Origin of the sequence: Halomonas getboli, from assembly GCF_023094245.1 — a bacterium.
Lineage (GTDB): Bacteria > Pseudomonadota > Gammaproteobacteria > Pseudomonadales > Halomonadaceae > Halomonas > Halomonas getboli.
On sequence record NZ_JALMEW010000001.1, the window covers coordinates 19,776 to 41,893 of the forward strand.

The following is a 22,118-nucleotide window of genomic DNA, read 5'->3' on the forward strand; positions in this document are numbered from 1 at the left end:
TCAGTCGTTGCCGGTCTGCTGGAGCTGCTGCACCGACGCGACCAGGTCGTTGAAGCGCTCGCCCTGGATCTGCACGTGGGACACGAGCTCGGTCTGGGCGCGCTGCTCGTCTCCGGCGGCGATGGCGTCCAGCACCGCCTCGTGCTCTGCCAGCGAGCGCTCCGGGCGGTGGCGCAGGTGCAGCTGCATGCGCCGGTAGGGCTGCAGCACCGCGTGCAGCCGGGTGGCCTCCTGAGCCAGGAAGGCGTTGTGGCTGGCCTCGTAGATGCGCTGGTGGAAGACGCTGTTCTCGTAGTAGTAGCCGTTGGCGTCGCCGTCCTCGGCCATGCGTCGGCAGGCTTCGTGGGCCTCGCGCAGGGCTTTCAGCTCCTCAGCGCCGATGCGTCTCGCCGCCAGCCGCGCGCACATGCCCTCCAGTTCGGCCATCACCTCGAAGCGCTCCACCAGCTCGGCGACGCTGAGCTGGGTCACGAAGGTGCCGCGCTTCGGTACCACCTTCACCATGCCCGACATCGCCAGCTGCTGGATCGCCTCGCGTACCGGCGTGCGCGAGCAGTCGTACTCTCGCTCCAGGGCCTCCGGATCGAGGCGCGCTCCGGGCGGGTAGCGCCCTTCGATGATGGCGTCTTCCAGCAGGTCGCGCAGTCGCTGCGCCTGGGAAACCTTGCTCATTTGCTGTCCTCCCGCTTGACACAACTATATCGTGATCCTATCTGTTATATATAACAAGCCGGCTTCATGTATTCCATATGTCGAGTCAACGCGACCAGCCACTGTAAAGGGCGCGGCCCGCTCTCTGGAGGACGCGGCATGAAGATGAACATGGATGTCCAGGCAGGCCCGCAGTTCAGGATAGCGCGACGGTCCTGCCTGCGACCGGGCGGCGCGGCATGAGGCTGTTCGTCTCCGGCTCGGCGCCGCTGCTGGCCGAGACCCATGAGCAGTTCTACGCGCGTACCGGGCATGTCATTCTCGAACGCTACGGCATGACCGAGACCAACATGAACACCTCCAATCCGTACGACGGCGAGCGCCGCCCCGGCACGGTCGGCTTTCCGCTGCCGGGCGGCGAGGCGGCGCTCGCTGACCGGCTGGCGCGCTACAAGCAGCCCAGGCGGGTGTTCACCGTCGAGGCGCTGCCGCGCAACGTGATGGGCAAGGTGCAGAAGAATCGGCTGCGCGACGCCTATGCCGATCTCTATGCCGTGAAGGGGGCGGCTACCACGGCAGGATAAGGGAGAACCATGCCTGGCCTGTCGGCGGTGACCGGGGTCAGAGCACGCCAGCCTCGAGCCCCGCGGCCATTGCCATGCCGAGCTCTTCCACCTGAGTCTCGAAGGCGTCCTGCCAGTCGCCGCGCAGCGTCAGCGGGGCCTGTGCCCACTTCCAGCCAAGCCCGGTGACGATGCCTTCCACGGCGCGCCGGGTGCCGGTGCCGTCATGGCCAGCGCGGATGTAGAGCGCGCAGGGCAGCCCCCGGGTCTCGTCCAGCACGGCGTAGTAGCTGCGGTCGAAGAAGTCCTTCAGGGCGCCGCTCATATAGCCCAGGTTCTCGGGCGTGCCGAGCAGGATGGCGTCGCAGGTGCGCACGTCGTCCGGGCCGGCCTCGAGAGGTGGCCTGACGACCACCTCGATCGCCTCGATATCGGGGTGGCGGGCGCCACGCTCGGCGGCTTCGCGCAGGCGCCGGGTGTTGGGGGAGGGCGCATGGGCCACGATCAGCAGTCGCTTCATGGGAACCAGCCGGGTTGAAGAGTGCCTGAGTCGCCATCATACATAAGACAGCGGCGTTGACAGGTGGGAACGCCTTGCCGACGCTGAATCCGGTATTCACGACCCCATCAGGGAGAACGTCTCATGGCCTTTGCCCTTTCGAAGATGCAGGTGACCAGCTCCGCCTTCGACAATCTTCAGCCGATCCCGGCCAAATATACCGGCGAGGGGGACGATGTCTCGCCGCCCCTGGCCTGGGAGAACCCGCCGGAGGGCACCAAGGGCTATGCGGTGATCTGCCACGATCCCGATGCGCCGTTGGTGGAGCATGGCCACTATGGCTTCGTGCACTGGCTGGTCTACAACCTGCCGGCCTCCGTCACCTCGCTTGAGGAGGCGTCCGCCCGGGGCACCCGCGGGCGCAACAATTTCCAGCGCAACGACTATGGCGGTCCCATGCCGCCGGAGGGCCACGGCACGCACCTTTACTATTACATGGTGCTGGCGCTGGACAAGCCCACCGATCTGCCTGAGGGCATCTCCATGGACGAGCTGCTGAAACAGATCGAGCCGCACCTGCTGGGCATGAACCGCTTGATCGGCACCTATCAGAGAGACTGATCGATCCGTTGCGTCGGTGCGGTTGATGCGATCCGGCCGATCGCCCCTGCGAGCCCCGCCATCGGCGGGGCTCAGTCGTTGGCGGCCGGGTCGTTCGCTTCGCTCGCCAGTGGTGCGGCGATGTCGTCGTTTTCGGTGACGATGCGCTCTAGTTCCTCGCAAAAAGCGTCCAGCGCCTCACGGGTATGGCCCGGGCGGCGATGCAGCTCGATCTCGACCTGTCCCAGCGCCGGCAGGCCCTCCGCCTCGCCGACGATGCGGCAGCCCGCCGGTACACTGCGCGGCGTCTTCACCGTCATCGCCAGGCCCGCCTGGACCGGCAGGTTGATGCCGGTGGGCGAGGTGCTGGCGTAGCGGATCTCCCAGCGCCGTTCGTCCCGACCCAGCGCCGACAGCGCATGGGCACGGAAGGTGCAGCCCTCCGGATTGAGCGCCAGCGGCAGCACGTCCCATTCCTCCAGCCGGCAGTCCTCGGCGACCACCCACACCATCGGCTCCCAGCCCAGCAGCTGTCCCGACTGGGTCGGCACGTGGCGGATCGACAGCACCGCGTCCAGCAGGCCCTCCTGAAACTGGCCGACCAGCGCCGCGCTCATGTCGCAGGTGATGTTGAGGCGCGTGTCCGGAAAGCGCCGGGCGTAGCGCTCCAGCAGTGCCGGCAGGTAGGCACTGGCCTGTTCCTCGGAGGTGGCGAAACGGATCAGCTCTCCGCGCTGGCGCTCGCCCAGGGCCTCACGCGCCTCGTCCTCGAGGGTCAGCATGTGCCGGGCGTAGGGCAGCAGCCGCTCGCCGTGGCGGGTCAGCAGCACGCTGCGGCTGGTGCGCTCGAACAGCGACTGCCCCATCTGATCCTCGAGGCGCTTGATCTGCAGGCTCACCGCCGACTGGGTGCGATGCAGCACCTTGCCGGCGGCGCTGAACCCCTGGCACTCGGCCACGGTGACGAAGGCGCGGAGCAGGTCCGTATCCATAAATTAATGAGCCTTTGAAATTGGTTGTATCTCAATGATTCATTTTTATTATGGGGATGCCGTCACTAGGCTGTCCAGCATGCACACGACAGCGGAGACAACCATGCCTGTGGAACCCTCGGTCGAGACCCCCGCCAACGCCCTCGACGGTCTCATCGATCTGCAACGCTATCCCCTCGACGATCTCGACGGCGACACCGGACGCGCGCTGATCGACCGCTGCCGCCGCCAGCTGGAGGACGACGGCTGCGTGGTGCTTAAGCACTTCGTGCCCGACGAGGCCCTCGAGCGCCTGGAGCGTGAGACAGAGCGCCTGTCGCCCGAGGCGCACTACAACCAGACCGAGACCAATCCCTACAACAGCGACGCCGATCCCTCTAAGCCGGCCAGCCACCCGCTGAACCGCTTCGGCGATCGCACCAACGGCTTCGTCGCCGGCGACCGCATCGACGGCGACACCATCATCCGCCAGGTCTACCAGAACGCCGATTTCCAGCGTTTCATCGCCACCGTGGTCGGCATGGAGGAGATTCACCAGTACGCCGACCCGCTGGCCGACCTGGTGGTCAACGTGCTGCGCGAGGGCTGTCAGCATCCGTGGCACTACGACACCAACGAGTTCATCGTCACCATGATGACCCGCCAGTCCCACGGCGGCGGCCGCTTCGAGTATGCCCCGGGCATCCGCAGCCCCGAGGGCGAGAACTTCGACGAGGTCGAGGAGGTCATCGACGGCGATCGTTCGCGGCTCAAGTCGCTGGATCTCCAGCCCGGCGATCTGCAGATCTTCTTCGGCCGCTACTCGCTGCACCGGGTCACCCCGGTCGAGGGCGACAAGGAGCGCCACACGGTGATCTTCGCCTACGCCAAGGAGCCGGGCTTCATCGGCCGCCCCGAACGCGCCCGCCGCATCTTCGGCCGCATGGCGCCGGTTCACGAGCGGCTGCTCGAAGAGGGCATGCAGCGCAGCGACGCCCTGGTCGACTGATCGCGCCCAGCGCCCGCTACGCCCTGCATGCCCGCGGCGCCGGCCGGTCCGGCGCCGCCCCTTCGCCCCATCACGCCCGAGAGACCTGACATGAGCATCGTCGATTTCGAGAAGCTGACCGACAACGAACCGGAACAGATCCCGGTGATCCCCTCGGCCCCCATGGCCAACGGCGACAGCATCCCCACCGCCTTCGACCCGAAGCAGCTGCGCGCCGGCCGCCTCGCGCGCCTGCGCGCCATGATGGCCGAGCAGGGCTATGCCGCCGTGGTGCTGTTCGACCCGTACAACCAGCGCTATGCCACCGGCTCGCGCAACATGTTCGGCTACTTCCTGCGCAACTCGACCCGCTACGTCTACGTGCCGCTTGACGGCCCGGTGATCCTGTTCGAGTACCCGGGCAGCGCCCACGTCTCCACCTGGCTGGAGACCATCGACGAGTCGCGCACCTCCAAGGTGGTGTGGTCGGCGGTCAACCAGCGCGACAACCTGTCCTCCGATCCCTTCGGCGTCGAGATCGCCGAGCTGATCGAGGAGCACGGCCGCGGCAACAGGAAGATCGGCCTGGATCGCTGCGCCCTGAACCTGGCGCGCTCGCTGGAGGCCCAGGGGCTGGAGGTCTACGACTGCATGCAGGACACCCTGCACTGCCGTCGCATCAAGACCCCCGAGGAGATCGCCTGCCTGGCCCAGTCCATGGCCGGCAGCGAGGCCGCGGTGGCCGAGGTCGAGGCCGCCATCAAGCCCGGCGTCACCGAGAACGAGCTGTTCGCCATCATGTACGGCGACGTCATCCGCCAGGGCGGCGAGTTCATCGAGACCCGGCTGCTGTCCTCCGGGCCGCGCACCAACCCCTGGTTCAACGAGGCAAGCGACAGGGTGATCCGCCCCGGCGAGCTGGTGGCGCTGGACACCGATACCATCGGCTGCCACGGCTACTACTCCGACTTTTCGCGCACCTTCCACGTCGGCCCGGGCAAGCCCAGCGCCTACCAGAAGAGCCTCTATCGCATGGCCTATGACCAGGTGCACCACAACATGGGCATCCTCAAGCCGGGCATGAGCTACCGCGAGATCGCCGAACAGGCGTGGAAGATTCCCGAGCGCTTCCTCGACCGCCGCTATCCCTCGATCATCCACGGCGTGGGCATGCACGGTGAGACGCCGCTGGTCGCCCACCACATGGACTTCGACCGCTTCTCCAAGGACGGCATCCTGGAGCCCGGCATGGTCGTCTCGGTGGAGAGCTACATCGGCGAGGTCGGCGCCGCCGACGGCGTCAAGCTGGAGGAAGAGGTGCTGGTCACCGACACCGGCATCGAGAAGCTGTCGCGCTATCCGTTCGACGAGGCCCTGCTCGACCGGGAAGTCTAAGCGCGACGACATTGCCTCCCTGACGGGCCGGCCGCGGAACCCGCCTGTCGCTATCTGCCGAATCAAGCAAGGCGCGCGCTCGATCCGAGCGCGCGCCGAGTGACTGAACAAGAGAGACCCCATGACAGACGTGACCCAGACACAGGTGAACCACTGGATCGCCGGCGAGCGCGTGGCCGGCCATTGTTCGCTAGAGGTGTTCAACCCCGCCACCGGCGAGGCCGTGCGCCGGGTGACGCTGGGCGATGCCGCCAGCGTGGATCAGGCGATCGAGGCCGCTCGCGAGGCCCAGCCGGCCTGGCGCGACCTGCCGCCGGCCAAGCGCGCCCAGGTGATGTACCGCTTCAAGACGCTGCTCGAGCGTGACGCCGACGAGATCTGCCGGCTGGTCGCCGAGGAGCACGGCAAGGTGCTCGAGGACGCCATGGGCGAGCTCAAGCGCGGGATCGAGAACGTCGAGTATGCCTGCGGCGTGCCGGAGCTGCTCAAGGGCGAGTACTCCCACAACGCCGGGCCGGGCATCGATACCTGGTCCAATCACCAGCCGCTGGGCATCGTGGCCGGCATCACGCCGTTCAACTTCCCGGCCATGGTGCCGCTGTGGATGTACCCGATGGCCATCGCCTGCGGCAACGCCTTCATCCTCAAGCCGTCCGAGCAGGTGCCCTCGACCGCGATCAAGATGGCCGAGCTGCTCGACGAGGCCGGGCTGCCGCGTGGCCTCTTCAGCGTGGTCCACGGCGACCGCGAGACCGTGGAGGCGCTGATCGACGCGCCGGACGTCAAGGCGCTGTCGTTCGTCGGTTCCACGCCGGTGGCCAAGAGCATCTATCGCCGCGGCGCCGAGAACGGCAAGCGCGTGCAGGCCCTGGGCGGGGCCAAGAACCACGCCATCGTGCTGCCTGACGCCGACCTGGACAACGCCGCCAGCACCTTGATCGGCGCCGCCTTCGGCAGCGCCGGCGAGCGCTGCATGGCGATCTCGGTGGCGGTCTGCGTGGGCGATGACACCGCCGACGCCCTGGTCTCGCGCCTCGCCGACCAGGCCCGTACCCTGAAGATCGGCCCCGGCACCGAGAAGGGCCTGGACATGGGCGCGCTGGTCAATGCCGGCCACCGCGACAGGGTCGCCGGCTATATCAAGCGTGGCCAGCAGGCCGGCGCCGAGCTGGTGGTCGACGGCCGCGAGCATCCGCTGGTCGAGGGCTCTCCGGGCTACTTCCTGGGCGCGACCCTGTTCGACCGGGTGACGCCGGCGATGGACATCTACCGCGACGAGATCTTCGGCCCGGTGCTGTGCGTGGTGCGCGTCGCGACCTTCGAGGAGGCCATCGCGCTGATCAACGCCCACCAGTACGGCAACGGCACCTGCGTGTTCACCCGCGACGGCGAGGCCGGACGCCGCTTCGCCGATGCCATCGAGGTCGGCATGGTCGGCATCAACGTGCCGCTGCCGGTGCCGGTGGCCTTCCACAGCTTCGGCGGCTGGAAGGAATCGCTGTTCGGTGATCTGCACGCCTACGGCCCCGACGCGGTGCGCTTCTACACTCGTCGCAAGGCGGTGTCCCAGCGCTGGCCGCAGCGCGCCCAGCAGGAACGCGCCCAGTTCAACTTCCCGTCAAACTGAGCGCATCCAGCTGACCACCGCGAATCGAGAGACCCTGGCCGAGCGTTGCGGCTGACGTGACGCCACCAGCGCGCCCGCTTCACCCCGTATCTCGGGATGCAGCGGGCGCGCTGCGTTCTGCCGGCGGCTTGTCCGGCGTCATGGGAGGCATCTTCCAGGCGCTGCTAGGCTGTCGTCATGGACCGATCACCGGGGTGCCATGACGGCATGAATGGATCGCCCGCCACCGAGCCCGCCGAACAGGACGATACGCTGACGCCGCTGACGCTCAAGCGCGTTGGCATCGACACCTATCGCGAAAACGTGGCCTACATGCACCGCGAGTGCGACCGCTATCGGGCCGAGGGCTTCCAGGCCCTGGCCAAGGTAGAGGTGCGCGCCGACGGCCGGCGTATCCTGGCCACGCTCAACGTGGTCGACGACGCGGCCATCGTCGGCTGCGGCGAGCTCGGCCTCTCCGAGGATGCCTTCGCCTCGCTGGACGCGGCGGAGGGCTGCCCGGTCAGCATCCGCCAGGCCGAGCCGCCGGCCTCGATTCCCGCCATGCACCGCAAGCTCGCCGGCGAGCGCCTGACCCGAGACGACTTCCGCGGCATCATCCGCGACATCGCCGAGCGGCGCTATTCCAAGATCGAGCTCACCGCCTTCGTGGTGGCCTGCGACCTGGGCGAGCTCGACCGCGAGGAGGTGTTCTACCTCAGCGACGCCATGAGCCGCGTGGGGCGGCGGCTGGACTGGCACGAGCAGCCGGTGGTCGACAAGCACTGCATCGGCGGCGTGCCCGGCAATCGCACCTCGATGCTGCTGGTGCCGATCGTCGCCGCCCACGGCCTGCTGTGCCCCAAGACCTCGTCCCGGGCGATCACCTCGCCCTCCGGCACCGCCGATACCATGGAGGTGCTGGCGCGGGTCGACATGCCCTTCGACGAGCTGGGTGAGCTGGTGCGGACTCACCGCGGATGCCTGGCCTGGGGCGGCACCAGCGAGCTGTCGCCCGCCGATGACGTGCTGATCTCGGTCGAGCGGCCGCTGTCGGTGGATTCGCCGGGCCAGATGGTGGCCTCGATCCTGTCCAAGAAGATCGCCGCCGGCTCGACCCACCTGCTGCTCGACCTGCCCATCGGGCCCCACGCCAAGGTGCGCTCCATGCCCGAGGCCCATCGGCTGCGCCAGCTGTTCGAGTTCGTGGCCCGGCGCCTGGGCCTGACCCTGGACGTGGTGATCACCGACGGCAGCCAGCCGGTGGGGCGCGGCATCGGGCCCGCCCTGGAGGCTCGGGACGTGATGCGAGTGCTCACCAACCATCCCGAGGCGCCCATGGACCTGCGCCAGAAGGCGCTGCGCCTGGCCGGGCGGATGCTGGAGTTCGACCCCGACGTGCGCGGCGGCGACGGCTTCGGCCTGGCCCGCGACATCCTCGACGCCGGCCGCGCCCTCGACAAGATGCAGGCCATCATCCAGGCCCAGGGGGCGCATGCCTTCGATCCCGAGCATCCGCAGCTGGCGCCGCATGCCCTGGAAGTGACCGCTCACTGCGACGGCGCGGTGACCGCCCTGAACAACCTGCAGCTGGCGCGCATCGCCCGGCTCGCCGGAGCGCCGCGGGCGATCGGTGCCGGCGTCGACCTGGCGGTGCGCATCGGCGACAGGGTGAGCGTCGGCCAGCCGCTGTATCGCGTCTACGCCGCCTCGCCCAATGAGCTGACCTTCGCCCGGCAGGCCTGCGAGCGCGATCGCGGCGTCGCCATCGGCTCGCCCGACGGCATCGTGCGGCTCAACGTGGAAGGGTAAAGCGAGGGAAGACACGCCCATGAGCATCATGCTGCTCTACGTCGACGACGAGGCGGGACCGGCCCGGCGGCTGGCCGAGGCCGCCGGACTCGAGGCTCGGGCCGTGGTGGAGCACCGCTTCCCCGACCGCGAGCTGCGCCTGACGCTGCCCTTCGCCGGCACCGTCGCATCCCCAGAGCCGATGCCGCTGACCCTGGTGGTCTATCGCAGCCTCGACCGGCCCAACGACAAGCTGGTCGAGCTGTGGCTGATCGCCCGCCACGCCCGCCAGCAGGGCGCTCGCCGCCTGGTGCTGGTGGCGCCCTATCTGGCCTACATGCGCCAGGACATCGCCTTTCATCCCGGCGAGATCGTCAGCCAGACGCTGATCGGCGCCTTCCTGGCCGAGCTGTTCGACGCCGTGATCACCGTCGACCCGCATCTGCATCGCATCGATCGCCTCGACCAGGCGATTCCGCTCGAGCGGGCCGTCGCGCTGTCGGGGGCCGTGCGCCTCGGCGAGCTGATCGCCGAGCGGCGCGAAGAGCCGCTGCTGATCGGCCCCGACGCGGAATCCCGGCAGTGGGTGCAGCAGGCCGCCGGCGCCACCGGCTTCGCCTTCGGCGTCTGCCACAAGACCCGCCGCGGCGATCGCGAGGTGGCGATCGCGCTGCCCGATATCGCGCTGCGCGGCCGTCGAACGGTGCTGATGGACGACGTGGCCAGCTCCGGCCACACCGTGGCCCGGGCCGCCGAGGCGCTGCTCGCCGCCGGCGCGGCCTCGGTGGATCTGGCCGTGACCCATGCGCTGTTCGCCGACGATGCCCTGGCGGTGATCGAGGCCGCGGGGGTGGGGGAGGTGTGGAGCACCGATTGCATCGTTCATGCCAGCAATGCCATTTCCATGGCACCGCTGCTGGCGCCGGCGCTGTCGGAGGTGCTGGCGGCGCTCGACCAGCGAGCGGCTTCTGATTGACGGGCGGTCCGGTCCGGTAATGTCAAGTTTTTCCATTTAAAACAAAAGGTTATTTATTCGCTCAGGCAAAGCCGCGAAATGCCGTGATTTCCGGGGCATGTTCCCGGCATGGAAGCGTTGTGCCGAGCGGGTGAGCGTGTTTCTTTCGGAGAGATAACGAGTCGAGGGAGTGACGGGCAATGAACATGACGAGCGGTGCCATGCTGCTGGCCGGGATGGCCCTGGTGCTGGCGCTCATGGCCCTGGGGCTGTTCTGGTATCTGCGCCGGGACCGAGTCGAGGCCTCCGCCGAACCCGATGCCGAGCCACCGGTCGCGTCCGCGCCGTCGGCCGAGCCCGAACCGACCCCGAGCGCGCCGGCGACGCCCGAGCCCGAGGAGGTCGCGCAGCGCTTCCGCGTCGCCAAGGGCGCGGAGGTGCGCCAGTGCCTGTTCGTGGTGCTGGACTGGCCGGGGCTCGATACCAATCGCCGCCTGCGACGCCGGTTGGAGGAGGCCGAGGCGGTCTACGATGCCAAGCGCAAGGTCTACAACATTCACCCGCCGCGCACCGGCTATCGCATGGTGATCGCCAACAGCACGCCGCCGGGGGCGCTGCCGCCGCTGCACGAGGACGGCGAGCATCCGGTGGTCGACGGCATCTCCATTCTGGTGCATTTTCGCAACAAGCGGCGGGTCGCCCACAGCCCCGATGCGCTGATCGACTTCACCCGCTCGGTGGCCGCGCTGGGCGGCCGGATCCTCGATGCCGAGCGTCACGAGGTCAGCGACGAGGCGTTCGAACAGCTGCGACGCGCCGCTCCCTGAGACATTGTCCTTTCATCGTCCAAGGAGGAGACGCGCATGGCGCTATTCGATCGTGACCGGCGCGAGGAAAACCCGCGCACCCGCCGGCTCTACGCCCTGTGGGAGCTGGTCTACACCTTCGTCGACTTCGGTGCCGCGGCGGCCTTCCTGGTCGGCTCGGTGCTGTTTCTCTACGAGAGCCAGCAGACCCTTGCGACCTGGTTCTTCATCGTCGGGTCGGCGATGTTCGCCTTCAAGCCCACCATCCGCACCCTGCGCGACCTCAAGCTGGCGTCCATGGGCGACGTGGAGGATCTGGAGCGTGAGGGACGTCAGGACTGACGGCCGCCCCGATGCCTTCAGGCACGGCTTAGGGCTCAATGCCAGCGGTGCCTGACAGCACGCGGGTGAGGTGCCGGGCGCCGTGGCGTCGGTGTGGGCGTGTCGGTCTCGTCGAGGTGGGGCGAGTCGGGCCCTCCGTCCAGCTCGGACAGGCGCCGGATGCGCGCCTCGGTGGAGGGGTGAGTCCGCAGCCAGGTGGCTTCCATTGCCGGGCGGCGGCCGAACAGGCTCATCAGCCAGCCGCTGCGGCGCCGTTCCAGTACCACCAGCGCCGAGGCCAGCCCCGCCGGATCGCCGGTGAGCGCCACGGCCTCCAGGTCGGCGGTGTACTCGCGATTGCGCGACAGCGCCAGGGACAGCAGCACGCTGAGCGTCGGCGCGACGGCGATCGCCAGCAGGCTGAGCCAGGGCAGGCCGCCCGCGTCGGTCAGCATCATCGGCAGGCTGATCAGGATCGCCAGCTGCACCGCCGTGGTCAGCCACAGCGTCATTCGGGTCATGGCAGCGGCGATCGACATCACCCGGGTGTCGCCGCGTCGCAGGTGGCTGACCTCATGGGCCAGCACCCCGCCCAGCTCGCGCAGCGTCAGCGAGCGCAGCAGCCCGTCGGTCACCGCGATGCCGCCGTCGTGAGGACCGCCCACGGCGAAGGCATTGAGGTCTGGCGAGGGGGCGTAATAGAGCCGCGGTTCGATCGTCAGACCGGCACCGGCATAGAACCGTGCCAGCAGTGCATGGAGCTCCGGCGCCCGGGACGCCGGCAGCCGCTCGGCGCCGGCCCGGGCCAGGATCATCCGGGCCGGCACCCAGCTCGTCAGCAGCGCCGCCACGATCACCGCCGAGAGGCTCATCAGCACACCGCCCGGACCGGCCAGCAGATAGCCGGGCAGCGACAGCGTCAGCGTCAGTCCGCCCAAGATCAGTAGCGTCTGAAGCCCGTTGAACAGGCGATGTCGACCGAGTTCGTGTTCCAGCATCATGGCGCCATGCCTCCGTCGTTGCCCCGCGTTCCTGCTCCGTTGCTCTCTCTCAAGGCTAGACCCGTTCGCGGCATTCGCGCGGGGTGAAGCCGCGCAAACCTTGACCGGCGTCAGCGCCGCGAGCGGTCGCTCGCCTACGCTTGAACAGGCGGGAGAAGTGAGCGCTCGCATTCATGCCGACGAGGTCGACAGGCGGTGAATCGCAACAGGTCGGACCTCGTCGAGCGTCGTGGATAGATCGAAGGTGTCGAGGTGTAACGTCATGGCCAACAAGAAGTTCCAGGAGGCGGCTTCCGCCAGCCCGTCGGCCGCGGCCGACCAGCCGGAAGCCAGGTCACCCGTGTCACGTTCCAGCAGCCCGTTCCGGGAGCTGGATCGCCTGTTCGACGGCCTGATGGCCCGGGACTGGATGCATCCGCTGCGCTGGGAGCGGCTGTCGTCCCTGGAGCCGCGGATGCCGCGGGTCGATATCCTCGACAAGGACGCCGAGGTGGTGGTGCGGGCCGAGGTGCCCGGCATCGCCCGTGAGGATCTCGATGTCTCGGTGACCGACCGCACGGTGACCATCAAGGGCGAGAGCCACAAGAAGAGCGAAGAGAAAGACGAGGAGTACTATCGCTGCGAGATCTCCCGCGGCAGCGTGCTGCGCACCGTGGAACTGCCCTGCGACATCGATGCCGACAAGGCCGAGGCGAGCTTCCGCGACGGGGTGCTGGAGCTGACGCTGCCGAAGATCAAGGAGGCCCATCGTCGGCGGCTGGACATCCGCGCTTGAGCGCGACGGGCTGAGCCCTCGTGAACGCGGCCCGTGCCGTCCGCGACGCGTCGATGCGGGCGGTACGGGCCCCATGCCTTTCGGCACCCCGTCAGGCCTGGAACCCTGGACGTCGAGGGCTTGTCACAGGACACTCGAGAACGTCGGCGTGATCCGGCGTCCCGTTTTCCTGTGCCGCTTCGAAGGAGAGAACATGCGCACTTCCCTGTCCCGCTTTCTGATGCCCCTGTTGGGTGCCGGCCTGATGTCCGGCACTGTCCTGGCCAGCGATGCCGACTCGCCGGAAGTCTACGGCTGGGTGGAGAAGACCCTGATCGACCCCGACTGGGGCGTGGAAGTGAAGGCCAAGCTCGACAGCGGCGCCCTCACGTCCTCCATGCAGGCGGAGCACATCGAGGAATTCCAGCGCGATGGCGACGACTGGGTGCGCTTCGAGGTCGAAGTCGAGGACGAGGAGAGTGGCGAGATCGTCAGCCGTGAATTCGAGCGCCCGATCTTTCGCGACCTTACCGTCGTCGGCGCCGGCGGGCGGGATCATCGCCCGGTGGTGCTGATGACGATCTGCATGGGTGACGAACGCTTCGAGGAGCAGTTCAGCCTCGAGGATCGCGACGACATGAACTATCCGGTGCTGCTGGGTCGCCGCACCATCCAGAGCCTCGGCGACCTCGACGTCACCGAGACCTTCCTGCAGTCGCCGAGCTGCAACGACGACTCTCCGCTGCATCGTCATGCCGACAAGGAATACGCCGACAAGATCGGCGTCTGACATCGATAGCCGCGCGACGACCACGACACGATATGCCAGAGGGAGATGGCCATGGAGCACGTCACGCCCTTCGAGGCCCTGCTGACCGAGCTGGAGAGCCTCGGCGAGCGCCACGACCGGAGCGTCGCCGCACCGGACGAGCGGTTGCGCAACATCACCCGCGATACCGGCGAGTTCCTCGCCGTGCTGGTCAGGGCGACCGGCGCGCGGCGCATCCTCGAGATCGGCACCTCCAACGGCTACTCCACCCTGTGGCTGGCCGAGGCGACCCGGGCGCTCGGCGGCCGGGTCACCACGGTGGAGTGGGCCGCCGGCCGCTGGGGCATGGCCTGCGAGCACTTCGCCCGTGCCGGGCTGACGGACGTGATCGAATCGCTGCACGCCGAGGCCGGCCGGGTGCTCGACCGCGAGGCCCCGGCCTCGCGGGACCTGGTGTTCCTCGATGCCGATCGGGAGCGCTACGTCGACTGGTGGCCCGTGGTGCGCGAGACCCTGGCGCCGGGCGGGCTGCTGGTGGTGGACAATGCCACCTCCCATGCCGACGAGCTGGCGCCCTTCATCGATCTGGTGGAGGCGGATGACGATTTCACCACCAGCCTGGTGCCGGTAGGCAAGGGCGAGTTCCTGGCCACCCGGACCCCGGCGGCCGCTTCCGCCTGAGCCGGTTGCGGGCGCCTGTCAGCGTGGCCGCCAGGCCGCCGGCAGATGCTCGACCAGATAGTCCATGAAGGCGTTGACCTTGGGCGTCAGCGCCAGCCGGTCGTCCACGCACAGATAGATCTCCATCGGTTCCGACACCGCGCGGGTGCCGCTGCCGTCTCCTTGCTCGACGTCTTCGAACAGCGGCACCAGGCGTCCCGCGGCGATGTGCGGGGCGGCGATGAAGTCCGCCAGTCGGGTGATGCCGCCGCCGGCCAGCGCCATGCTCGCCAGCACGTCGATATCGTCGCTGATCAGGGCGGCCCGGAAGTCCGCCTCGAAGCGCATCCCGTCACGAATGAAGCCCCAGCTCAGGAAGCGGCCGTCGGTGGGAAAGCGAAACACCAGGCAATCATGGTCGCGCAGCGCCTCGGGGCTCTGTGGACGGCCGGCGTGGGCCAGGTATTCCGGCGAGGCGCAGATCAGGAAGGGGATCGAGGCGATGCGCCGGGCCACCAGCCCCTCTTCGAGCTGGGGCGTGAAGCGAATGCTGACGTCCACGTCCTCGTGGATGTGGTCCACGCGGCGGTCGGTGGTCAGCAGCTCCGGGGCCAGATGCGGATAGCGGGTGTTGAATCCCGGCATCAGCGGTGCCAGCACGTGGCGGCCGAAGGCGGCGGTGGAGGTGATCCGTAGCCGCCCGCGGGGTTCGGCCTGCAGCGTGGAGACGGCACCGTGGGCGCGCTCCAGGTCGCGGGCCACGTGTCGCACGTGCTGGTAGTAGAGCTCCCCGCTGTCGGTCAGCGACATGCGTCGCGTGGTGCGGGCCAGCAGCCGAGTGCCCACCGTGGCCTCGAGCCGCGCGATGGCCTGGCTGGCCGCGGCCGGGCTGATGCCGAGGCGCCGGGCGCCACCGGCGATGCTGCCGGCCTCGACGGCCTTCACGAAGCTCTCGATGGCGCGCAGGGTATCCATTGGGTATATCTCGTAATGCGGGCGTTGATTCGTCAATAAAGCTTTATAGTGAACCAAGGCCGGGGCGTCTACTGATGCCCGCTGTCCTTCCCTAGGCTGGAAGCGTTCGATTCACCGACAGAGGACAGCATCATGCCTTCACGCCCTACGCAGGACGCCGCCGGCGCGACACGCCGCCGTGGCGTGCCGATCCGCTTCGCGCCGGTGGTCTTCGCCTTCTACATGTCCGCACTGATGACGCTGCTGATGAGCCTGGTGATCACCGCGGTGAACGCCGGCGTGGACGCCGGCTATCCCGCGGCGGTGGCTCAGGCCTACGTGCGGGCCGTGCCGGTGGCCTTCATCGGGGTGCTGAGCGTGCGGCCGCTGGTGGTGCGGCTGGTGGGCTGGACCCTGGCCGACGACGGCGCCCGCTGAGGGCGCCGCATCGCCGAGATCAGCCGTGAAGCCGCTCGAGGTCCGCGACCAGCCGGCGGCAGATGCCGTCGAGGATTTCGCGCTGGCCTTCCTGGACCAGCCGGCCGCTGTCGTCGAAGGCGTCGCCGGCCCGGGCCACGGCGAGCTGGTCCGGCAGTACCGTGACGCCGATGTTGCCCAGCAGCTGGCGGATCAGCGCCAGGCCGCGCAGTCCGCCGAGCCCGCCCGGCGAGGCGGAGACCACCGCCGCCAGCCGACCCTGGAACAGCGCCAGCCCGCTGTCGCCCTGATGGGGGCGGGTCAGCCAGTCGATGGTGTTCTTGAGTAGCGGCGTGATGAAGCCGTTGTATTCCGGCGAGGCGATCAGCAGGCCCTGGTGCTCGGCCAGCTGCTCGCGCAGGGCCAGAGCGGACTCGGGCAGTCCGTGTGCGTCCTCCAGGTCGCCGTCATAGAGCGGCATCGGGTAGTCGGCCAGGTCGATGAGGGTCGGCCGACCGCCGTGGGCCTCGATGCGTTCGGTGGCCAGCTTGGCCAGGCGCTTGTTGAACGAGCCCCGGCGGGCGCTGCCGGCGAAGACCAGGATGCGGGGGGACTGACTCATGAAAGACTCCTTCTGTGGCCATGTCTCAAGAATGGCGACCCCGCGGGCGCCGTCGTTGCCGCGGCGTCGCCGGTCGCCTTGTCACCGGGCGCGCAGCTGACGTTCGAGCTGCTGCAGGCGGGGGTCGTTCGGGCGCTGGCGGCGCAGCCGCTCCAGGGCCGACAGCGCCTGGGGAATCCGGCCCGCGGCGGCGTTCAGATAGACGGCGGCGTAGAGCAGGTCCGGCGAGTCCGGCGCCAGTCGCAGACCCTGTTCCAGCGCCACCAGGGCCTGGGGCTTGTTGCCCAGGCGGTCGAGGATCAGGGCGCGGTTGTAGTGGGTGCGCACGTGCCCGGGGCGCCACTCGGCGGCCTTCGACAGCCAGTCCAGGGCCTCGTCGAACTGCTGCGTCTCCGCCAGCGACAGGGCCAGCAGGTAGGCCAGGTGGCCACGGTCGGTGCGCGGCATGTCGTCGAGGGCGAGCCCGTCCTCCAGCAGTCGGCGTGATGCCGCCGTGTCGCCGCCGCGCGAATACAGCGTGACCAGATTGACCCGGGCGGGCAGGAAGTACGGATCCATCGCCAGGGCCGCGCGGTACTGTTCGATGGCCTCGTCGCGCTCGCCGCTGCGCTCGAGCAGCACCGCCAGGGTCAGGCGGTTGCCCGGGAGGTCTGCATTGGCGCGCAGGCGGCGTTCCTGGTCCTCGCGGGCGGCGCGATAGGCCTCGCGGCGATTCTCGGGCAGCGCCTGCGGCGAGATGCCGGCCAGGGCCCGGACGGCTTCGTCCCGCACCGCCCGCAGAGGATCGTCGAGCAGCGGCAGCAGGCGTTCCACCCTGAGCGCGTCCGGGGCGCTGGCGAAGGCCGGCGTGGCGGCCGCGCGCACCTGGCCGCTGTCGTCTTCCAGCGCGGCTTCGAGGGTGGGCAGCGCCGGCGGACCGAGGTCGGCCAGGGCGTCGATGGCCGTGGCGCGCACGATATCCGGCGTGTCGTCGTCCGCGACCAGCCGCTGCAGCGGCCGAAGAGCGTCGCCTCGGCCCTGGCGGGCGGCGGCGAAGACCTCGCCGTAGTGCGTGTCGTCGCGCTCGCTGCGGGCAAGATCGCCGAACCATTCCTTGATGCTGCCGGCCGCACGGTCGGGCGACATGCCGTCGTGGCAGCGGGTGCAGGCATCCGGACTGCCGGTGGCCTCGGTCAGGTCCGGACGCGGCACGCGGAAGGCGTGGTCGCGGCGAGGATCCACCACCATGTAGGTGGTCTCCGGCATGTGGCAGTTCACGCACTGGGCGCCTTCGCTGCCGGGCGTGTGATGGTGGTGCTCGACGCTGTCGTAGTCGCCGGGTTCGAGTTCCGGGAAGCGGGGCGAGGGGGCGCTGTTGTGGCACTGGGTGCAGAGCCCGTTGCCCTCGACCCGTACGCGACCGGTGTGCGCATCGTGGCAGTCTGTGCAGGTAACGCCCGCCTGGTACATCCGGCTCTGAGCGAAGGAGCCGTAGACATAGACCTCGCCCTGGATCTGGCCGTCGGCGTGGTAGAGCCCCTCCGTCAGCAGGCTGGGCAGGGCGCTGTCGAGCAGTGGCGCGCCTTGGACCGGGCCCGCGCCGAGGGTCGTGCGCCGGCTGTGGCAGCGGGCGCACTGGCCGACCAGTTCCTGGCCGGACATGTCGGCGAGATCAACGCCCAGGCCGATATCCTCGGCGCTGTTCGACGTGCCAGGCGTGTCGCTGGAGGCGGCGCTCGGCTCGGCGGTCGAGGCGGCTGTCGGTGCATCCTGCTGTGCCCAGGGGGCGTTCCGGGCCCAGTCGAGGTGCGCCTGGCTCGGGCCGTGGCAGCTCTGGCAGCCGACGCTCTGCTCGTGCCAGGTGGTGTCGAAGACGTCCTCTACCGGGTCATAGCCCTTCTGCAGGTTGGTGGAGTGGCAGTCGGCGCACATGGCGTTCCAGTTCTGGTAGCGGCCTTGCCAGTGCAGCGGATCGTCCGGGGTGAAGGTCTGGCCGGGATAGAGCGAGAACCAGCGCTGGCCCCCTTCCGCCGCCGAACGAGAGTCCCAGGCGATGGTCAGGCTCTGGAGCCGGCCGCCCGGCATCTCGATCAGGTACTGTTGGAGGGGATAGTGGCCGAAGGTGTAGGCGATCTCGTGGGTGGCCTCGGGCTCGCCGGGGCCGTCGAGGGTGACCAGGAAGCGCTCATCCTCGCGGTGGAACCGGGCCTGGATGTCACCGGCTTCCCCGCTATCGGTGAAGCGGGCGTCGGCGAAGTCGCCGAGCACGTTGTCCGGCGTGGCGGGGCGCATGGCCCAGCCGTGGTCGGAGTCTTCCCAGGCATCGGCCTCGGCCTGGTGGCAGCCGGCGCAGCTGCCTTCCGGGGCATAGCCGTCGGTGTCGCTGGCCAGTCGTGGCGAGGCGGCCTGGGCGCTGCCGACGATCAGCAGGGTCAGCAGCCCGAGCAGCCAGGCAAGGGCGATCGGTTCAAGACGCGGTCGTAGCGAGCGGTAAGCGGTCAATGCGATGACACTCCCTGTGTCGTGGCGCCTCGGTGGCCGGCCACGGTGATCATCCTGTCGTGTTGCCATCATGACGTCCAGACATGACACCGCCCTGGCCACCCGAGGGTGGCCAGGGCGGCAGGCGGGGGCGGGTTTACTGGACGGCCTTGCTCAGCACGTCCTCGACCACGTTGGACATGTCGAAGGAGGCGCCGCCCTGCACCGGCGGATACTCCGCCAGCGAGGCCAGGTGTTCCTCCATCAGCACCGTCATCGGCTGGAACAGCCAGGAGACCTTCTGCGTCAGATGCCCGTAGCTGTCGGTCGAATCGTAGCTCTCGTAGGGATCCATGCGCAGGTTGAAGATCAGCGGCATGGTCCGCGGCACCACGTTGGCGTAGTAGTCCTCCTTGGTGGAGAAGTGGAACTTCCAAGGCCCCATGCGCACCGCGGTGAGCTTGTTCTCGTAGTAGTAGAAGATGTGGTCGCGGGCGGAGTGGTCGCTGTCGCCCAGCCAGTAGGGCAGGTTGTTGACGCCGTCGATGTACTGATGCTTTTCGCTCATCACGCGCTCGGCGGGGTCATCGATGCCGGCGGCGACGGCCAGGCTGGTGAACATGTCCTGATGGCCCTGGATGCCGTTGAGGACGCTGCCGGCCGGGACGTGATCGGGCCAGCGGAGCATCGACGGCACTCGGACGCCGCCCTCATAGGTGGTCATCTTCTCGCCGCGGAAGGGCGTGGTGCCTCCGTGCGGCCAGGAGCTGTGCTCGGGACCGTTGTCCGTGGAGTACCAGACGATGGTGTTGTCGGCCAGCCCTTGCTCGTCCAGCCAGTCCAGCACCGTGCCGATGTCGTGGTCGTGCTGCAGCATGCCGGAGCCGTGGATGTCGGCTTCGGAGGTGTACTCTTCCGCGGCGTAACGCCATTCGTCGTCGAGGTGCGTGTACAGGTGCATGCGGCTGGTGTTCAGCCACACGAAGAAGGGATCGCCGGCATTCTTGGCCTCCTCCATGAAGTCCAGGGCCATCGGGATCACTTCGTCGGCATCGAAGTTCTCCATGCGCTTGCGGGTCAGCGGGCCGGTGTCCTCGATGGTCTGGGCGCCGATCACGCCGAAGCGCGGCATCTCGGTGTCATCGAATTCGTCGGTAGCGTAGCTGTGCAGCACGCCCCGGGTGCCGAACCGTTCCTCGTAGGCCTCCAGCGAGCCGGAGAAGGCTTCGCCGAAGCGCTGGTAGTCGCGCTGTTCGGCCTCTTCCTGGGTGTTGAGGTGGTAGAGGTTGCCGAAGAACTCGTCGAAGCCGTGCACGGTGGGCAGGTGCTCGTTGCGATCGCCCAGATGGTTCTTGCCGAACTGGCCGGTGCGATAGCCTTCCTCCTTCAGCAGCTCGGCCAGTGTCGGCGATTCGGCCTGAAGGCCGAGCGGCGAGCCAGGCTGGCCGACCGTGGTCATGCCCGAGCGGATCGGATACTGCCCGGTGATGAAAGCCGCGCGTCCCGCGGTGCAGGACGGCTGGGCGTATTGATCCGTGAACAGCGCGCCCTCGTCGGCGATGCGGTCGATGTTGGGGGTCGAATAGCCCATCACCGACTGGCCGTAGGCCGAGACGTTGCTCCAGCCGATATCGTCGCCCCAGATCACCAGGATGTTCGGCGGGCCGTCACCGCCCTGCGATTCCTGCGAGGCCTCCTCCTGCGCCCAGGCCGTGCCGACCATGGACATGGCGATCCCCGCTGCCGCTATCCCTAATGTCGTGTGCTTCATGTGTCCTTCACCCCTTTTACCCGTCCCTTGTGGAATGGTCTCGTGGCGGCGCGCGCAGCGTTCCAGGCGAATGCGTCGACCCCCTAGGTAAAGCTAGTTGAAAGCGAGGGGGGCGCAAGCTGGGTGATCGAGATCAAGGTTTATGGGGTAAATGGCTTTAAAACAGTGTTTTATGCTATTCATCCGTTCCCGTGGAGGCTCGCTCTGGCAGCGTCGGGGTAGAGAAGAGGCCGCGCGGCCATGTCGGATCGGATGTCGTGGACAGGCGCGCGAGTCGATGCTGGTCGAGCAGGCAGAGGAGAGAATAGGCTGGTGGTCACCGAGCGGCGCCGGGCCGTCGGGCATCGCGACACAGGGAGCATCTGACATGGAGCATTTCATGAGGGCGGCGCTGGAGGCCGCGCGGACCAGCCGCGACGAGGGCGGCATTCCGATCGGATCGGTGCTGGTGCATCGCGGGGTGATCCTCGGTACCGGCCACAACCAGCGCGTGCAGCTCGGCAGCACCGTCCTGCACGGCGAGATGGACGCCCTGGAGAACGCCGGGCGGCAGTCGGCCGATATCTATCGCGAGTCGACCCTCTATACCACGCTGTCGCCCTGCGCGATGTGCACCGGGGCGATCCTGCTCTACGGCATCCCGCGGGTGGTGATCGGCGAGAACCGCACCTTCCTCGGCGAGGAGGCGCTGCTGCGCGAGCGCGGCGTCGAGGTCGAGGTGCTGCAGGACCCGGACTGCATCGCACTGATGGAGGCCTTCATCGCCGAGAAGCCCGGGCTCTGGCACGAGGACATCGGCGAATAGCGGATCGGGGAGGGGGGGGATGGCCTCGCGCCCGGGAGCGTGAGGCCGGAGGCATCAGGCGTAGGTGTTGACCTGGGTGCCGAGACTGCCGTCCTGGGCGAGCTGGGGCTCGGCGGAGGCGGATTCCACCAGCGCGGTGACCTGTTGCTGCTGGGTGTCGAGGGCTTCCTTGAACACCTGCATCTGGGCCTGCTGGGCGGTTTGGTAGTGCGCCAGCATCTGCGACTGGGCGACGACGTTGTTGACGGATGAATCCATCGCGATCTCCTGCATAAGAGAATGTCGGTCTCACCCTAGCAGGATCCTGACCGGGTGCAACGGCGACATGGAGTTCGCGCGCCCAAAGGTGTAGGCTTGCGCGCTCTCCGAACCCCCCTGAGGTTTTTTCCATGAGCGATATGCCCCAGTGCCCCCAGTGCGCCTCCGAGTTCACCTATCACGACGGCCTGCAATACGTGTGCCCGGAGTGTGCTCATGAGTGGTCGGACGCGGTGCCGGAAGCGGAAGACGACGCCCCGGTGATCTGCGATGCCAACGGCAACGTGCTGGCCGACGGCGATACCGTCACCGTGATCAAGGACCTCAAGGTCAAGGGGTCGTCCTCGGTGGTGAAGGTGGGCACCAAGGTGAAGGGCATTCGCCTGGTCGACGGCGATCACGACATCGACTGCAAGATCGACGGCATCGGCCCGATGAAGCTGAAGTCGGAGTTCGTCAAGAAGGCCTGAGCCTCACCCGCCGCCGCGCGGCGGGTCTCAC

The 22,118-nt window shown here is 68.3% G+C and carries 23 protein-coding genes and 1 pseudogene; 15 read left to right on the plus strand and 9 right to left on the minus strand.

Going from position 1 to position 22,118, the window contains the following annotated elements; all coding sequences use genetic code 11:
* On the minus strand, positions 1 to 672 hold the full coding sequence (locus tag MYL53_RS00100; protein ID WP_247851333.1) for a GntR family transcriptional regulator: 672 nt from the start codon (positions 670 to 672) through the stop codon (positions 1 to 3).
* Positions 673 to 890: 218 nt separating this feature from the next.
* Between MYL53_RS00100 and MYL53_RS00105 the strand changes: the two are divergent.
* Positions 891 to 1,235 (plus strand): annotated as a pseudogene (locus tag MYL53_RS00105) (AMP-binding protein); the annotation flags it as partial.
* A 37-nt stretch (positions 1,236 to 1,272) separates the two neighbouring features.
* On the opposite strand, the gene MYL53_RS00110 reads toward MYL53_RS00105, so the two are convergent.
* On the minus strand, positions 1,273 to 1,734 hold the full coding sequence (locus MYL53_RS00110) for a flavodoxin family protein (protein ID WP_247851334.1): 462 nt from the start codon (positions 1,732 to 1,734) through the stop codon (positions 1,273 to 1,275).
* Between the two features lie 123 nt (positions 1,735 to 1,857).
* Between MYL53_RS00110 and MYL53_RS00115 the strand changes: the two genes are divergently transcribed.
* Positions 1,858 to 2,334 (plus strand): YbhB/YbcL family Raf kinase inhibitor-like protein, encoded by a 477-nt coding sequence (locus tag MYL53_RS00115; RefSeq protein ID WP_247851335.1) that lies wholly within the window; start codon positions 1,858 to 1,860, stop codon positions 2,332 to 2,334.
* Positions 2,335 to 2,405: 71 nt separating this feature from the next.
* On the opposite strand, the gene MYL53_RS00120 is transcribed toward MYL53_RS00115, so the two are convergent.
* Complete coding sequence (locus MYL53_RS00120; RefSeq protein WP_247851336.1) at positions 2,406 to 3,305, minus strand: LysR family transcriptional regulator; 900 nt, start codon at positions 3,303 to 3,305, stop codon at positions 2,406 to 2,408.
* Positions 3,306 to 3,408: 103 nt separating this feature from the next.
* Here MYL53_RS00120 and MYL53_RS00125 point away from each other — a divergent pair, with 103 nt between their 5' ends.
* From MYL53_RS00125 to MYL53_RS00155, 7 genes are all read left to right on the plus strand, one after another.
* Positions 3,409 to 4,293 carry a HalD/BesD family halogenase gene (locus tag MYL53_RS00125; protein WP_247851337.1) on the plus strand — a complete coding sequence of 295 codons (885 nt, stop codon included), beginning with the start codon at positions 3,409 to 3,411 and terminating at the stop codon, positions 4,291 to 4,293.
* A gap of 90 nt (positions 4,294 to 4,383) precedes the next feature.
* Positions 4,384 to 5,667, plus strand: a complete 1,284-nt coding sequence (locus MYL53_RS00130) for a M24 family metallopeptidase (RefSeq protein ID WP_247851338.1) — start codon at positions 4,384 to 4,386, stop codon at positions 5,665 to 5,667.
* Between the two features lie 121 nt (positions 5,668 to 5,788).
* Positions 5,789 to 7,294, plus strand: a complete 1,506-nt coding sequence (locus tag MYL53_RS00135) for a CoA-acylating methylmalonate-semialdehyde dehydrogenase (RefSeq protein WP_247851339.1) — start codon at positions 5,789 to 5,791, stop codon at positions 7,292 to 7,294.
* A gap of 207 nt (positions 7,295 to 7,501) precedes the next feature.
* A complete protein-coding gene (locus tag MYL53_RS00140; RefSeq protein ID WP_247851340.1) occupies positions 7,502 to 9,085 on the plus strand; it encodes a thymidine phosphorylase family protein in 1,584 nt (527 codons plus the stop codon).
* A 19-nt stretch (positions 9,086 to 9,104) separates the two neighbouring features.
* Positions 9,105 to 10,040 (plus strand): ribose-phosphate diphosphokinase, encoded by a 936-nt coding sequence (locus MYL53_RS00145; protein ID WP_247851341.1) that lies wholly within the window; start codon positions 9,105 to 9,107, stop codon positions 10,038 to 10,040.
* Between the two features lie 179 nt (positions 10,041 to 10,219).
* Positions 10,220 to 10,846, plus strand: coding sequence for a cell division protein ZipA C-terminal FtsZ-binding domain-containing protein (locus MYL53_RS00150; RefSeq protein WP_247851342.1), 627 nt, complete (start codon positions 10,220 to 10,222; stop codon positions 10,844 to 10,846).
* Positions 10,847 to 10,882: 36 nt separating this feature from the next.
* The gene (locus MYL53_RS00155; RefSeq protein WP_247851343.1) at positions 10,883 to 11,167 is read left to right on the plus strand and encodes a YrhK family protein; all 285 of its coding nucleotides are present in this window, start codon (positions 10,883 to 10,885) and stop codon (positions 11,165 to 11,167) included.
* Between the two features lie 35 nt (positions 11,168 to 11,202).
* Here MYL53_RS00155 and MYL53_RS00160 read toward each other — a convergent pair whose 3' ends face one another.
* The gene (locus MYL53_RS00160; RefSeq protein WP_247851344.1) at positions 11,203 to 12,147 is read right to left on the minus strand and encodes a zinc metalloprotease HtpX; all 945 of its coding nucleotides are present in this window, start codon (positions 12,145 to 12,147) and stop codon (positions 11,203 to 11,205) included.
* A gap of 262 nt (positions 12,148 to 12,409) precedes the next feature.
* Between MYL53_RS00160 and MYL53_RS00165 the strand changes: the two genes are divergently transcribed.
* The 3 genes from MYL53_RS00165 (at position 12,410) to MYL53_RS00175 (ending at position 14,351) form a co-directional block, all read left to right on the plus strand.
* Complete coding sequence (locus MYL53_RS00165) at positions 12,410 to 12,922, plus strand: Hsp20/alpha crystallin family protein (RefSeq protein ID WP_247851345.1); 513 nt, start codon at positions 12,410 to 12,412, stop codon at positions 12,920 to 12,922.
* Between the two features lie 193 nt (positions 12,923 to 13,115).
* Positions 13,116 to 13,691 (plus strand): retropepsin-like aspartic peptidase RloA3, encoded by a 576-nt coding sequence (gene rloA3 / locus MYL53_RS00170; RefSeq protein WP_247851346.1) that lies wholly within the window; start codon positions 13,116 to 13,118, stop codon positions 13,689 to 13,691.
* Positions 13,692 to 13,742: 51 nt separating this feature from the next.
* The gene (locus MYL53_RS00175; protein WP_247851347.1) at positions 13,743 to 14,351 is read left to right on the plus strand and encodes an O-methyltransferase; all 609 of its coding nucleotides are present in this window, start codon (positions 13,743 to 13,745) and stop codon (positions 14,349 to 14,351) included.
* 18 nt (positions 14,352 to 14,369) lie between these two features.
* Here MYL53_RS00175 and MYL53_RS00180 read toward each other — a convergent pair whose 3' ends face one another.
* On the minus strand, positions 14,370 to 15,305 hold the full coding sequence (locus MYL53_RS00180) for a LysR family transcriptional regulator (RefSeq protein WP_247851348.1): 936 nt from the start codon (positions 15,303 to 15,305) through the stop codon (positions 14,370 to 14,372).
* 132 nt (positions 15,306 to 15,437) lie between these two features.
* Here MYL53_RS00180 and MYL53_RS00185 point away from each other — a divergent pair, with 132 nt between their 5' ends.
* Entirely contained in the window at positions 15,438 to 15,722 is a 285-nt protein-coding gene (locus tag MYL53_RS00185; RefSeq protein WP_247851349.1) for a DUF2798 domain-containing protein, read from the plus strand.
* 19 nt (positions 15,723 to 15,741) lie between these two features.
* Here the strand turns inward: MYL53_RS00185 and MYL53_RS00190 are convergent, their stop codons facing one another.
* The 3 genes from MYL53_RS00190 to MYL53_RS00200 all read right to left on the minus strand — a co-directional run bounded on the left by MYL53_RS00190 (position 15,742) and on the right by MYL53_RS00200 (position 20,512).
* Positions 15,742 to 16,323: an NADPH-dependent FMN reductase gene (locus tag MYL53_RS00190; protein WP_247851350.1), complete on the minus strand. Its 582-nt coding sequence runs from the start codon at positions 16,321 to 16,323 to the stop codon at positions 15,742 to 15,744.
* A gap of 81 nt (positions 16,324 to 16,404) precedes the next feature.
* Positions 16,405 to 18,804: a tetratricopeptide repeat protein gene (locus MYL53_RS00195; RefSeq protein WP_247851351.1), complete on the minus strand. Its 2,400-nt coding sequence runs from the start codon at positions 18,802 to 18,804 to the stop codon at positions 16,405 to 16,407.
* A 136-nt stretch (positions 18,805 to 18,940) separates the two neighbouring features.
* Entirely contained in the window at positions 18,941 to 20,512 is a 1,572-nt protein-coding gene (locus MYL53_RS00200; RefSeq protein WP_247851352.1) for an arylsulfatase, read from the minus strand.
* Between the two features lie 409 nt (positions 20,513 to 20,921).
* On the opposite strand from MYL53_RS00200, the gene MYL53_RS00205 reads away from it, so the two are divergent.
* On the plus strand, positions 20,922 to 21,359 hold the full coding sequence (locus MYL53_RS00205) for a nucleoside deaminase (RefSeq protein ID WP_247851353.1): 438 nt from the start codon (positions 20,922 to 20,924) through the stop codon (positions 21,357 to 21,359).
* 54 nt (positions 21,360 to 21,413) lie between these two features.
* Here MYL53_RS00205 and MYL53_RS00210 read toward each other — a convergent pair whose 3' ends face one another.
* Positions 21,414 to 21,617, minus strand: coding sequence for a putative motility protein (locus MYL53_RS00210; RefSeq protein ID WP_247851354.1), 204 nt, complete (start codon positions 21,615 to 21,617; stop codon positions 21,414 to 21,416).
* Between the two features lie 131 nt (positions 21,618 to 21,748).
* Between MYL53_RS00210 and MYL53_RS00215 the strand changes: the two genes are divergently transcribed.
* Positions 21,749 to 22,087 carry a zinc ribbon domain-containing protein YjdM gene (locus tag MYL53_RS00215; RefSeq protein WP_247851355.1) on the plus strand — a complete coding sequence of 113 codons (339 nt, stop codon included), beginning with the start codon at positions 21,749 to 21,751 and terminating at the stop codon, positions 22,085 to 22,087.
* Positions 22,088 to 22,118 lie beyond the last annotated feature (31 nt).